Source organism: Streptomyces sp. NPDC048290 (assembly GCF_040652095.1).
GTDB lineage: Bacteria > Actinomycetota > Actinomycetes > Streptomycetales > Streptomycetaceae > Streptomyces.
Map to the genome: position 1 here is coordinate 354,230 of NZ_JBEZLM010000007.1, position 12,739 is coordinate 366,968.

Here is a 12,739-nt window from a genome sequence, read left to right on the forward strand (position 1 = left end):
TCTCGTCCCCGTACTTTGAGCGGTCGCTCAAATCGCGCTATCGTGCCCGTCACAAGGTTTGAGCGGTCGCTCAATTTGGCTGCTCGGCACGGTCGCTCGATACGACGTGGGGGACACACACCATGGGTGACACCGCGCTCTACATAGAGACCCGCATCCGTGCCGACCTCGACACCCTCTGGTCGGCCACCCAGGAACCCGCCCGGCATCAGCGCTGGGACCTGCGCTTCACCGAGATCGACTACCTCCCGCGCGGCGACGGCGAGCCGCAGCGCTTCCGGTACGCCACCCGCGTGTTGCCGTTCCTCACCGTCGCCGGGACCGGCGTGTCGGCGGGCGAGAAGGAGCGCCCCGACGGCACCCGCACCTCCGCCCTGCGCTTCTCCTCCCCGCACCCGCTCTCACTGCTCGCCGAGGGCAGCGGCTACTGGCGGTACGTGCCCGACGGCGACGGCGTGCGGTTCCTCACCGGCTACGACTACCGCCCCCGCTGGGGCCGCCCCGGCGTCTGTCTCGACCGGTGGCTGTTCCGGCGGCTGATGGGCTGGGCCACCGCCTGGTCCTTCGACCGGCTGCGGCTCTGGCTGGAGCGCGGGATCAGCCCCGCGCGGGCGCTGGCCCACTGGCTCGCGGAGATCGCCGTACGGGCGCTGGTCATCGGGTGCGCGGTGACCGGGCTCGGGATGGAGGCGCTGCTGCGGCTGTTCGGGCCGCTCGCCCCCGCCATGGCGTACCTGTGGCCGCTGCTGCTGCTCTGGGTCGTGGCACTGGCGCTGTTCCTGCCGCCGCTGCCCACCACTCCGGCCGCCCGCCGCTGTCTGCGCGCCCCGGCCACCCGGGTGCGGGCGCCCCGGCTGCCGCGCACCCTGGAGAACCCGCGATGAGCGGCGGACCCGTCCCGGTCCACCGGTCGATCTTCCGGACGGCCATGGGCGCCGACTTCGAGCGGCTCCACCCCGAGCTGCGGCGCCGTTTCTCGGTCGGCCTGGACAGCGGTGAGATGTGCACCGGGTACGGGGTGATGGACCGGATCTGGCACGGCGGGGCCCTCGTCCGGCCGTTCCTGGCGCTCGGCGCCACCCGGAACATCCTGGTCCCGCGCGCGGGCCGCCGGGTGCCGTTCGTCATCGAGAACGTGCCGTACGCCGACACCTTCGGGCGTGAGACGGTGACCTTCGTGCGTACCTTCGACCTGCCGGGCCGTCCCCGCCGCTTCGACGCCCAGATGGTGCTGGACCCGCGCGGCGACCGGGTCGTGGACTACCTCGGCACCCATCAGCATCTCGCCACCGACCTCCACTTCCATGCCGAACCGGACGGCTCGCTGCTGATCCGGTCCGGCGCGCACCGCTTCCGGGAGGGGCCGGTGGACGTCCGGGTGCCCGCGCTGATCGGCGGGGACGCCGAGGTCAGGGAGGCGTTCGACGAGCGCACCGGGCGGTTCCGGGTACGGGTGCGGGTGGTCAATGAACGGTTCGGGCCGCTGTTCGGGTACGAGGGCAGCTTCGGGGTGGTGTACGGGGACGTCCGGCGTCATGGGGTGCGGCGTGGGCTGCGGCCCGTGCGTGAGGAGGCGCGGGCGTGAGTGTCGAGGGCGCGAAGCCGGTGACCGCGAAGTCGCTGGAGACCAGGGAGAAGTTGCTGGAGGGGGCGCTGCGGACGCTCACCGAGCAGGGGATCGCCAAGGTGTCGGCCCGGACGGTGGCCGGTGCCGCCGGGGTCAATCAGGCGCTGGTCTTCTATCACTTCGGGTCGGTGGACGAGCTGCTCGCGGCGGCCTGCCGGCACGGCGCCGAGCGGGCCGTCTCGCGGTACCGGGAGCGGTTCGCGGCGGTCGGGTCGCTGAGCGAACTGCTGGCGCTCGGGTGGGAGATCCATCAGGAGGAGCGGGACGCGGGGCATGTGGCGCGGCTCGGGCAGTTGCTCGCGGGGGCGCAGACGCATCCGAGCCTCGGGCCCGCGACGGCGGCAGGTCTTGAGCTGTGGATCGTGGAGATCGAGTCGGTGCTGGTGCGGGTGCTCGCGGATACGCCGTTCGGGGAGTTCGCCGATCCCTCCGGGCTGGCGCGGGCGGTTGCGGCGTCGTTCGTGGGGATCGAGTTGTACGAGGGGGTTGATGCGGAGGGGGCTGCGGCGGGGATGGTGGCGTTGGAGCGGTTGGGGGTGTTGGTGGCGGCGTTGGAGGGGCTTGGGCCGGTTGCTCAGCGGGCTGTTCGGCATCAGTTGCGGCGGGTTGTTCGGGAGAGGGGTGGGGTGTCGTAGGGGGTCGGTGCGGGTCGGTGGGGGCTGGTCGCGCAGTTCCTCCCCCAGAGGGGGTACCCCCAGTGCCCCTTTGGGGGGGTTGCCGGGCTCGGCGTCTCAAAGAGGACCCGCGCCCCTGAGGGGATGTGGCCCACTCGGCGTCAGATGTGGTCCCCACCCACCTGGACGTCTCCCGTTCGACAGGGGGCGGAAACTGCTCTTTCGTGTGGATATCGAACTCGTTCGATCATTCAACTTCACGGGAGGGCGCTGTGCGGCCCGAGGGCTATGACGGCTATGACGGCTATGACTACGACACCCACAGCAGACTCGCCGGGCCGCTCACCGAGCCGTCCGGTGGTGCGTATCAGGTGGAGTACACCTCGCTGCTGGCGCGTGAGCCGCATCGAATACGTGCCGTCCTGCTGATGACCCTCGCGCCGGTGCTCACCGGTGTGCTGCTGGTCTACCTCGTCTGGCCCACCCACTGGGTGGAGCGCGAGGGCGGTGACCGGTGGCTGGTCTGGCTGGATCTCACGATGCTGATATCCATCGGCCTGGTCGAGCTGTTCATGGTCGTCAACGTGGCCTCTGTGGCGCACGCCACGATGGTCGCCCGTGACCCCGTCCCGGTCCGCCCCGAGCCCGGTGTCCGGGTCGCCTTCCTGACGACGTACGTCCCCGGCAAAGAGCCGCTCTCCATGGTCCGCGCCACCCTCGAAGGCGCCCGCCGGATCACCCATCCCGGTCCGCTCGACGTCTGGCTGCTGGACGAGGGCGACGACCCGGGGGCCAGGGCGCTCTGCGCGGAACTCGGGGTCCGGCACTTCACCCGGCACGGCGTCCCCGAGTGGAACCGCCCCGCCGGTGTCCACAAGGCCCGGACCAAGCACGGCAACTACAACGCCTGGATCGCCCGGCACGGCGACGCCTACGACCTCTTCGCCTCCGTCGACACCGACCATGTCCCGCTGCCGGAGTTCCTGGAGCGGATGACCGGCTACTTCCGGGACCCGGACATCGCCTTCGTCGTCGGTCCCCAGGTGTACGGGAACTACACCTCCCCGGTCACCAAGGCCGCCGAGTCGCAGCAGTTTCTGTTCCACGCGCTGATCCAGCGGGCCGGGAACCGGTACCGGGCGCCCATGTTCGTCGGCACCAACAACGTCGTACGGATCGCCGCCGTCCGGCAGATCGGCGGGCTGTACGACTCCATCACCGAGGACATGGCCACGGGCTTCGAACTGCACCGGCGGCGCAATCCGGGCACCGGGCGGCACTGGCGGTCCGTCTACACGCCGGACGTGCTGGCGGTGGGGGAGGGACCGGCCTCCTGGACCGACTTCTTCACCCAGCAGCTGCGCTGGTCGCGCGGGACGTACGAGACGCTGTTCACGCAGTACTGGAAGGCGCCGTTCACCATGCCGCCGGGGCGGCTGTTCTCGTACTCGCTGATGCTCGTGTACTACCCGATGACGGCGGTGAACTGGTTCCTCGGGATTCTCAGCTGTGTGCTGTTCCTGTGGTTCGGGGCGTCCGGGACGCAGGTCGCCGCCTCGGTCTGGCTGATGCTCTACAGCGACGCCGCCGCCCTCCAGATCGGGCTGTATCTGTGGAACCGGCGCCACAACGTCTCCCCGCACGAGCCGCGCGGCTCCGGCGGGCTGGCCGGGATGGCGATGTCGGCGCTGTCCGCGCCCATCTATCTGAAGTCGTTCACCGAGGCGCTGACCCGCCGTCCGAGCCGGTTCGTGGTCACTCCCAAGGGCGACGGCGCCAGCCCCGACCGGCTGATGACCTTCCGCGTCCATCTGGGCTGGGCGGCCGTGCTCGTCACCTCCCTGGCCGCGTCCGTGGTCCTCGGTCACACCCATGCCGCCATGCGCACCTGGGCGGTCCTCGCCACGGCCGTCTCGCTGGCCCCGGTCGCCGTCTGGGCCGTGACCCGGTGGCGGGAGCGGCGCGAACGCCGGGCCCTGCTGGACCACGTACCCGAGCCCGCGCTCGCCGTCGCCCGCACCACCACCCCGACCGGAGGGAGCTAGGTCATGGCCTACCAGCCCTCGCAGCGGACCAGGAAGACCGTGCTCGGCATCGGCGGGGTCGCCCTGCTGCTCGGTCTGAACGCCCCGGCGGCCCTCGACTTCGCCGGGGAGAAGTACCACGCCTACCGGATCTCCCGGCCCGAGTACCAGGCCGCGTACGGGTCCTGGGAGCAGATATCCATCCCCGAGCAGTACCGCACCAACGCCATCCACGCGGCCCTGCTGCACACCGGCAAGGTGCTGATCGTGGCCGGGTCGGGCAACGAGCAGCGCAAGTTCGACGAGGGGTCCTTCGACACCGTGCTGTGGGACCCCCGGACCAACGCCTTCCGGAAGATCCCGACACCGGACGACTTCTTCTGCTCGGGCCACGCCCAACTGCCCGACGGGCGGCTCCTGGTGGCCGGGGGCACCGCCCGCTACGAACTCCTCGACGGCGAGGTCGAGCGGGCCGGCGGCGGGATGCGGGTGAAGAACGAGAACCCCGACAAAACGGTCTTCCTGAAGAAGGGCACCCGCTTCCGCTCACCCGCCGGGGTCGAGTACGCGACCCGCTTCGACGTGACCGTGCCCCGGGCGGCGAAGACCACCGGCGGCGCCCGGGGCATCACCGTCACCGCCAGCGAGGCCCGGGTCTTCGTCGAGGCCGTCGAGTCCGGCCCCCTGTCGGTCACCGAGAAGCAGGCGCAGTACGAGGTCGTCGGGCTGAGGGGCAAGGACGCCGCCAACACCTATGGGCTCAGCGAGCGGATCACCCTCGACAAGCAGGACTTCCAGGGCATCCGCGCGGCCTACGAGTTCGACCCGGTCGCCGAGAAGTACGTCCCGGTCGACCCGATGGACAAGGCCCGCTGGTACCCGACCCTGGTGGGCCTGGACGACGGGCGGGTGCTCGCGGTCTCCGGGCTGGACGACGTCGGGATGATCGACCCCGGCGACAACGAGATCTACGACCCGCGCAGCAAGCGGTGGACACCGGGGCCGAAGCGGTACTTCCCGACCTATCCCGCGCTCTTCCTCACCCAGGGCGGCAAGCTGTTCTACTCGGCGGCCAACGCCGGGTACGGGCCCGCCGACCAGGGGCGCGAGCCCGGCATCTGGGACCTGGAGAAGAACACCTTCACCAAGGTGCCCGGCCTCAGCGACGCCGACCAGACCGAGACGGCCGCCTCACTGCTGCTGCCGCCCGCACAGGACCAGAAGGTGATGATCCTCGGCGGCGGAGGCGTCGGCGAGTCCTCCCGGGCGACCCCGCGCACGGCCGTCGTCGACCTCAAGGCGGACAACCCGGTCTTCGAGGACGGCCCCCGGCTCCCGCAGGGCACGCGCTATCTGAACAGCGTGATCATGCCGGACGACACCGTCTTCACCTCCAACGGCTCCTCCGACTACCGAGGCCGCAGCGCCAGCAACATCCTCAAGGCGCAGATCTACGACCCCCGGGCCAACGCCTTCCGGGAGGCCGCCGCGCCCCAGGTCGGCCGCAACTACCACTCCGAGGGGCTGCTGCTGCCCGACGGCCGGGTCGCCACCTTCGGCTCCGACCCGCTCTTCGACGACCAGCAGAACACCAAGCTGGGCCACTTCGAGCAGCGCATGGAGGTGTTCACGCCGCCCGCCCTGCACCGCGCGGGTGGCGACCGCCCGGCCTTGGCGGACGGCCCGGAGAAGCCCGCCGCCGACGGCACGCTCACCTACCGTACGGACGACGCCGCACGGATCACGGCCGCCCGGCTGATGCGGCCCAGCGCGGTCACCCACACCACGGACGTCGAACAGCGCTCGATCCAGCTCACGGTGACCAGGAAGGGCGGGTCGGTGACGCTCGGCGTACCGGACGACCCGGCGCTGGTGCCGCCCGGCTGGTACATGCTCTTTGTCACCGACGCGGCCGGTACGCCGTCCGAGGCGAAGTGGGTGCATGTGGAGCGGTAGTCCGCCGCCGCGAGCGAGCGGGCGTGCGTGCGTGCGGGGCGTCGCGCCGCAGGCGGGAAGGGTCGGACACACCCTAGGTCCGCCCTAGGTCCGCCCCAGGTCCGCCCCAGGTCCGCCCTGGGTCATCCCTGCGCCCCGGAGTTGCGGGCCAGCTCCAAGGCGTACTCCGGCCACCAGCGCCCGGCCTGCGGGCCGCCCTCGCAGTCGCCGTCCGACTCGCCGGGCCGCTTGATCCAGAGGTAGGCGTCGAGACCGGGCACCCCGGTGTCGGTGGTGGGCCGGGTGCCCAGGGCCCGGCCGGGCGGGTTGCACCAGACGCCGTCCAGTGGTCCCCGGCCGTTGCGGCTGGTGTCGATGACGAAGTGGCGCCCGCCGAGCGCCTTCGACAGCTCCCGGGCGTAGGCGGTGGCCACCGCGTCGGTCTGGAAGTTGGCCACGTTCAGCGCGAACCCGTCGGCGTCCGCGACCCCGGCCCGGCGCAGCGGGTCGGCCAGTTTCCAGGGCTCCTTGATCCAGGCGGGGTTGCCCGCGTCGAGGTACACCCGGGTGTGCGGCTGCCGGGTGAGCCGGGCGACCGCCTCGCGGAGCAGTGCCTCCCGCTCCGGTTCCAGCTCGACGGGGGTACAGCCGGAGATGACGTGGGCGATGGCGTCCGGCTCCAGGACGACCAGCGCCTCGGTGTCGCCGATCGCCGCGGCGAACCGCTCGATCCAGTCCCGGTAGGCGTCCGCGTCGGCGGCACCGCCCGCGGAGTGCTGGCCGCAGTCGCGGTGCGGGATGTTGTACGCGGTGAGCAGCAGGGTCCGGTCAGCCCGGCGGGCGGCGCCGGCCGCGGCCCGGATCTGCGGGCCCGGGTCGGTCTCCCCGGCGGGCCAGAGCGCGACGGGCTGCCCGGCGATCCGCTCCAGCGTCTCGGCGTCCGCGGTCCGCCCCTGCTGCCGCCAGCCGTGGACCTGCCGGGCGGCCGGGCTGTCCGGGTCGACCCAGAAGGGGGAGGCGGCCCGCGCCCGCTGCGAGGCGGGCCCGGCGACGGACGCCTGCCCGACCTCGGGCGCGGCGGCGCACCCCGAGGCGAGCCCCAGCGCCACGAGGCCCGCGAGGAGGTGGATCGGCCGGAACGTACGGCGGGACATACGGCTCGCTCCCTGCGGGGTCGTACCCCATCCATGATGGAACGTCAGTATCGCCGACATAATCGCATAACGGGATAAAAAGGTCGCACAGGGACATGAGGTGGCCGCGGGTCACGGGGCGAGCAGGGCGGTGCCGAGCGGGGTGCGCTCGTAGTGGACCTGGTGGCCGTAGCGGCGGGAGAGCAGCAGACCGGCGTCGCGCAGGGTGGTGAGATGCGCGGAGACGGAGGACGGGGCGAGACCGAGCCGGTGGGCGAGGGCGCTGGTGGTGGCGGGTTCGTCGAGCGCGGTCAGTACGGTGGCCCGGCCGCGCCCCAGCAGCCGGACCAGCGCCTCGGGGGCGTGGTCGCCGGGGCCGTTCCACAGCCCGGCGAGGCCGCGGGCCGGGTAGACGAGGGTCGGCTGCCAGGGCGGTTCGAAGCCGCTGACCACATCCGGCCAGGAGAACACGCTCGGCATCAGCACCAGCCCCCGCCCGTCCAGGTCCCGCCCGTGATCGGGCTTGCCGCGCACGGTCAGCAGCCGCCCGGAGAAGGAGATACGGCGGTCAAGCTCCGGCAGCAGCGCGCCCAGCCCGACCGCGGCGAGACGACGGGAGTGGAAGGTGACGTCGGCCTCCAGCAGGGCGCGCAGCCGGGGCCAGTCGGGGGCGATCAGGGTGTGCCAGGCGGCCTCCAGCAGATCGGCGAGATGCCGGATGGTGCGGGCGGGGTCGGCGAGCAGGGCCCGGCCCTGCGGGGAGCGCAGGGCGCCCGGGGTGTCGGCGAGCGCCATCGCGAGGTCGGCGCGGGCGGCGTCGGGGTCGGCGGCACGGACCCGGGCGATCTCCTCCTCGAAGGTGGCGGCGGGACCGATCGGGGGCGGGCCCATGAAGTCGGGGCTGTGTCCGCGGCGGGGCATCAGCAGCCGGAAGGGCGCGAGGTCCAGTTCCCGCGCGGCCCGCTGGATACGGCGCAGCCAGGGCGCGTGATAGCCGTGCCGGTCGGGCCGCCCGAGGGTACGGACGGCTTCCTGCGTCTCCCACAGCGGCGACACGGCGAACCGGCAGTGCAGCAGATCGTCGTCGGTGAAGCGCAGGTGATAGGGCACGGGCGGACTCACTCCGACGGACGCTGGGGGACGGGGCGATGGAAGGGGCGATGGAAGGCCGTTGGTGTCCGGAACATCCGACGGACGGTAGGGAGAGTCTCGAGATTGGCCGGAGTCGGTCGACGTTGGCCGGAACATTCGGCAGTGGCCGAAACTCTAACGCCGCCCCGTCCCCCCTCCCCACCCTCTCCCCATGACCGAAGCCCCACCCCGGCCCTCGTCCGCGCCCCAGCCCCCGCCGCCCTCCGCGCCCCCCTCCACCCCCGGCTACCGGGCCGTCTTCGCGGTCCGTGAGTTCCGCGCGGTGTTCGCCGCGCACGCGCTCTCCCTGCTCGGTGTCGTCGTCGCCGAGATCGCGCTGACCGTCCTGGTGTACGAGATGACCGGCTCGCCGCTGCTGAGCGCACTGGTCTTCGCGCTGGGCTTTCTGCCGTACCTGGTGGGCGGCACGCTGCTGGCCGGGGTCGCGGACCGCTTCCCGGCCCGCCGGGTGCTGGTGGTGTGCGATCTGGTGTGCGCGGTGTGCGCGCTGCTGATGTCCCTGCCGATGACACCGGTGGCGGCGCTGCTGGCGCTGCGGTGTGTGATCGCCGCGGTGTCGCCGGTGTTCACCGGGACGCGGACGGCGACGCTGGCGGACATCCTCGGGACGGGCGACCTGTTCGTGCTGGGCCGTTCGCTGCTGCGGATGGTGTCGCAGAGTTCGGTCCTGCTGGGCTTCGGGCTGGGCGGGCTGCTGCTGACGGTCGTCTCGCCGAGGGGCGCGCTGACGATCACGGTCGGTACGTTCCTGGTCTCGGCGGTACTGCTGCGCCTGGGCACCCGCCGCCGTCCGGCACGGGCGACGAAGGACGCCGGTCTCCTCTCCTACTCCCTGGCCGGGGTGCGGGAGGTGTGGGCGGACCGCCGGGTGCGCTCGTTGCTGCTGCTCCTGTGGGTGCCGCCGATGTTCGTGGTCGCGCCGGAGGCGCTGGCGGCGGCGTACGCGGACCAGATCGGGGTCGGTACGGCGGGGGTCGGGCTGCTGATGTGCGCGATGCCGATCGGCACGATCACGGGGGAGCTGTACGCGGGCTCAGCCCTGTCACCGGGAACCCGAGCCCGTATCGTCCTGCCCCTCCTCTCCCTCGGCCTGCTCCCCCTCCTCGCGTACGCCTTCGCCCCCGGCCTGCCGGTGATCCTGGCGGCGCTGGTGGTCACCGGCCTGTCGGGGGCGTACACCCTGGGGGCGGACCGCTGGTTCGTGGACGCGGTGCCGGAGGAACTGCGGGGCCGCGCGATGACCGTGCAGACGGCGGGGCTGATGACGATCCAGGGCGTGGGCATGGCCGGGGCGGGCGCGGCGGCGGAGTTCTGGCCGGTGGGGACGGTGGTCGCCGGGGTCGCGGTGGTCGGGACGGTGTGCTGCGCGGCGCTGGCGTGGGAGGTGCGGGCGGCCCGGCGGGCGGGGAGCGGGACACTGACCGAGGAACGAGACAGGGCTGACCGCCAAATGACCGACCGGTAGGGTCTGATGCCGTGCCGAAGCCGCTCAGTCTCCCGTTCGACCCCATCGCGCGCGCCGATGAACTCTGGAAGCAGCGCTGGGGCAATGTGCCCTCCATGGCCGCGATCACCTCGATCATGCGGGCGCAACAGATCCTGCTCGCCGAGGTCGACGCGGTGGTCAAGCCGTACGGTCTGACCTTCGCCCGGTACGAGGCGCTGGTGCTGCTCACCTTCTCCAAGGCGGGCGAGCTGCCGATGTCGAAGATCGGCGAACGGCTGATGGTCCATCCGACCTCGGTCACCAACACCGTCGACCGCCTGGTGAAGTCCGGCCTGGTCGCCAAGCGCCCCAACCCCAACGACGGCCGCGGCACCCTCGCCGTGATCACGGAGAAGGGCCGCGAGGTGGTGGAGTCCGCGACCCGCGACCTGATGACCATGGACTTCGGCCTGGGCGTCTACGACGCGGAGGAATGCACAGAGATCTTCGCGATGCTCCGCCCCCTGAGGGTGGCGGCGGAGGACTTCGAGGAGCAGTGAGCGGGGGCCGGGACGGGGCTGAAGGGCACCTTCCGGGTGGGTCGACCCGCCGGAAGATCGCCCGGAACGGGCGGATACGCTCGTCGGCATGAAAAAGAGCGTGCTGACCCGCTACCGCGTCATGGCCTATGTCACCGGCGTGCTTCTGGTCCTGCTGTGCTTCTGCATGATCGGCAAGTACCTGTTGAAGCTCGACGGCGCCGACGGCGCGACCCAGGTCGTCTCCATCGCGCACGGCTGGCTGTATGTGCTCTACCTGGTCTTCGCCTTCGATCTGGGCTCCAAGGCGAAGTGGCCGGTCGGCAAGCAGCTGTGGGTGCTGCTCGCGGGCACGGTCCCGACCGCCGCGTTCTTCGTCGAACGCAGGATCTCGCGTGAGCTGGACGCCAAGGTCCAGCGGGACGCCCCGGCCACCGTGAAGGTCTGAGAGCCGGCTCCTCCTCCCCTGCCCGCCGTACGCCGACCCGGGTTCCCTGTCTCGCGTACGGCGGATTCTCCGGGCTATTTACTAGGACGTCCTAGCATCCGGTCGACATTTACTTGGACGTCCTAGTAAATTCGATGGTATGGACGCTGACGCCATAGAGGAGGGCCGCCGTCGTTGGCAGGCCCGGTTTGACGCCGCTCGTACTCGGGAGGCGGACTTCACCACGTTGTCCGGGGACGCCGTGGAGCCGGTGTACGGGCCCAGGGACGGGGACCGGTACGCGGGGTTCGAGCGGATCGGGTGGCCGGGGGAGTATCCGTTCACCCGGGGGCTGCACGCCACCGGGTACCGGGGGCGGACCTGGACGATCCGGCAGTTCGCCGGGTTCGGGAACGCCGAGCAGACCAATGAGCGGTACAAGATGATCCTCGCCGCCGGTGGTGGGGGGCTGTCCGTGGCCTTCGACATGCCGACGCTCATGGGGCGGGACTCCGACGATCCGCGGTCGCTCGGCGAGGTCGGGCACTGCGGGGTCGCCATCGACTCCGCCGACGACATGGACGTGCTGTTCCGGGACATCCCCCTCGGGGACGTCACCACCTCCATGACGATCAGCGGCCCGGCCGTCCCCGTCTTCTGCATGTACCTGGTCGCCGCCGAGCGGCAGGGCGTCGACCCCGGGGTCCTCAACGGCACCCTCCAGACCGACATCTTCAAGGAGTACATCGCCCAGAAGGAGTGGCTCTTCCAGCCCGAGCCGCATCTGCGCCTCATCGGCGACCTCATGGAGTACTGCGCCGAGCGCATCCCCGCCTACAAGCCGCTCTCCGTCTCCGGCTACCACATCCGCGAGGCCGGGGCGACGGCCGCGCAGGAGCTGGCGTACACCCTCGCCGACGGGTTCGGGTACGTGGAGCTGGGGCTCAGCCGGGGTCTGGACGTCGATGTGTTCGCCCCCGGGCTGTCCTTCTTCTTCGACGCCCATGTCGATTTCTTCGAGGAGATCGCCAAGTTCCGCGCCGCCCGCCGCATCTGGGCCCGCTGGATGCGGGACGTGTACGGGGCGAGGACCGACAAGGCCCAGTGGCTGCGCTTCCACACCCAGACCGCCGGTGTCTCCCTCACCGCCCAGCAGCCGTACAACAACGTCGTACGGACCGCGGTCGAGGCGCTCGCCGCCGTGCTCGGCGGCACCAACTCGCTGCACACCAACGCCCTGGACGAGACCCTCGCCCTGCCCTCCGCGCAGGCCGCCGAGATCGCCCTGCGCACCCAGCAGGTCCTGATGGAGGAGACCGGCGTCGCCAACGTCGCCGACCCGCTGGGCGGTTCCTGGTACGTCGAGCAGCTCACCGACCGGATCGAGGCCGACGCCGAGAAGATCTTCGAGCAGATCAAGGAGCGGGGCCTGCGGGCGCACCCCGACGGACGGCACCCCATCGGGCCGGTCACGTCCGGCATCCTGCGCGGTATCGAGGACGGCTGGTTCACCGGCGAGATCGCCGAGTCCGCGTTCCAGTACCAGCGCGCCCTGGAGAAGGGCGAGAAGCGGGTCGTCGGCGTCAATGTCCACACCGGCTCCGTCACCGGCGATCTGGAGATCCTCCGGGTCAGCCACGAGGTGGAGCGCGAGCAGGTGCGGGCCCTCGGGGACCGCAAGGCACGCCGGGACGAGACCGCCGTACGCTCCGCCCTGGCCGCCATGCTGGCCGCCGCCCGCGACGGTTCCAACATGATCGGCCCGATGGTGGACGCCGTACGGGCGGAAGCCACGCTCGGCGAGATCTGCGGGGTGCTGCGGGAGGAATGGGGGATCTACGTCGAACCGCCCGGGTTCTAGC

At 71.6% G+C, this 12,739-nt stretch carries 11 protein-coding genes; 9 read left to right on the forward strand and 2 right to left on the reverse strand.

From position 1 onward, the window contains the following. Positions 1 to 122 precede the first annotated feature (122 nt). The 5 genes from AB0D49_RS15195 to AB0D49_RS15215 all read left to right on the forward strand — a co-directional run bounded on the left by AB0D49_RS15195 (position 123) and on the right by AB0D49_RS15215 (position 6,221). Positions 123 to 884 carry a hypothetical protein gene (locus AB0D49_RS15195; protein ID WP_362756767.1) on the forward strand — a complete coding sequence of 254 codons (762 nt, stop codon included), beginning with the start codon at positions 123 to 125 and terminating at the stop codon, positions 882 to 884. After that, a complete protein-coding gene (locus AB0D49_RS15200) occupies positions 881 to 1,585 on the forward strand; it encodes a DUF4166 domain-containing protein (protein ID WP_362756770.1) in 705 nt (234 codons plus the stop codon). The genes AB0D49_RS15195 and AB0D49_RS15200 overlap by 4 nt, the downstream gene beginning before the upstream one ends. Further along, the gene (locus AB0D49_RS15205; protein WP_362756773.1) at positions 1,582 to 2,262 is read left to right on the forward strand and encodes a TetR/AcrR family transcriptional regulator; all 681 of its coding nucleotides are present in this window, start codon (positions 1,582 to 1,584) and stop codon (positions 2,260 to 2,262) included. The genes AB0D49_RS15200 and AB0D49_RS15205 overlap by 4 nt, the downstream gene beginning before the upstream one ends. Positions 2,263 to 2,513: 251 nt before the next feature. Next, positions 2,514 to 4,286, forward strand: a complete 1,773-nt coding sequence (locus tag AB0D49_RS15210) for a cellulose synthase catalytic subunit (protein WP_362756776.1) — start codon at positions 2,514 to 2,516, stop codon at positions 4,284 to 4,286. A 3-nt stretch (positions 4,287 to 4,289) separates the two neighbouring features. Next, on the forward strand, positions 4,290 to 6,221 hold the full coding sequence (locus tag AB0D49_RS15215; RefSeq protein WP_362756779.1) for a kelch motif-containing protein: 1,932 nt from the start codon (positions 4,290 to 4,292) through the stop codon (positions 6,219 to 6,221). A gap of 122 nt (positions 6,222 to 6,343) precedes the next feature. On the opposite strand, the gene AB0D49_RS15220 is transcribed toward AB0D49_RS15215, so the two are convergent. Both AB0D49_RS15220 and AB0D49_RS15225 read right to left on the reverse strand, forming a co-directional pair. Continuing rightward, on the reverse strand, positions 6,344 to 7,354 hold the full coding sequence (locus AB0D49_RS15220; protein WP_362756782.1) for a glycoside hydrolase family 6 protein: 1,011 nt from the start codon (positions 7,352 to 7,354) through the stop codon (positions 6,344 to 6,346). A 111-nt stretch (positions 7,355 to 7,465) separates the two neighbouring features. Further along, positions 7,466 to 8,443: a DUF5937 family protein gene (locus AB0D49_RS15225; protein ID WP_362756785.1), complete on the reverse strand. Its 978-nt coding sequence runs from the start codon at positions 8,441 to 8,443 to the stop codon at positions 7,466 to 7,468. Between the two features lie 193 nt (positions 8,444 to 8,636). Between AB0D49_RS15225 and AB0D49_RS15230 the strand changes: the two genes are divergently transcribed. From AB0D49_RS15230 to AB0D49_RS15245, 4 genes are all read left to right on the forward strand, one after another. Continuing rightward, the gene (locus tag AB0D49_RS15230) at positions 8,637 to 9,950 is read left to right on the forward strand and encodes an MFS transporter (RefSeq protein WP_362756788.1); all 1,314 of its coding nucleotides are present in this window, start codon (positions 8,637 to 8,639) and stop codon (positions 9,948 to 9,950) included. An 11-nt stretch (positions 9,951 to 9,961) separates the two neighbouring features. After that, positions 9,962 to 10,471, forward strand: coding sequence for a MarR family transcriptional regulator (locus AB0D49_RS15235; protein WP_362756791.1), 510 nt, complete (start codon positions 9,962 to 9,964; stop codon positions 10,469 to 10,471). Positions 10,472 to 10,559: 88 nt separating this feature from the next. Then, on the forward strand, positions 10,560 to 10,898 hold the full coding sequence (locus AB0D49_RS15240) for a DUF3817 domain-containing protein (protein ID WP_362756794.1): 339 nt from the start codon (positions 10,560 to 10,562) through the stop codon (positions 10,896 to 10,898). Positions 10,899 to 11,037: 139 nt separating this feature from the next. Beyond that, entirely contained in the window at positions 11,038 to 12,738 is a 1,701-nt protein-coding gene (locus AB0D49_RS15245) for a methylmalonyl-CoA mutase family protein (RefSeq protein WP_362756797.1), read from the forward strand. Position 12,739 lies beyond the last annotated feature (1 nt).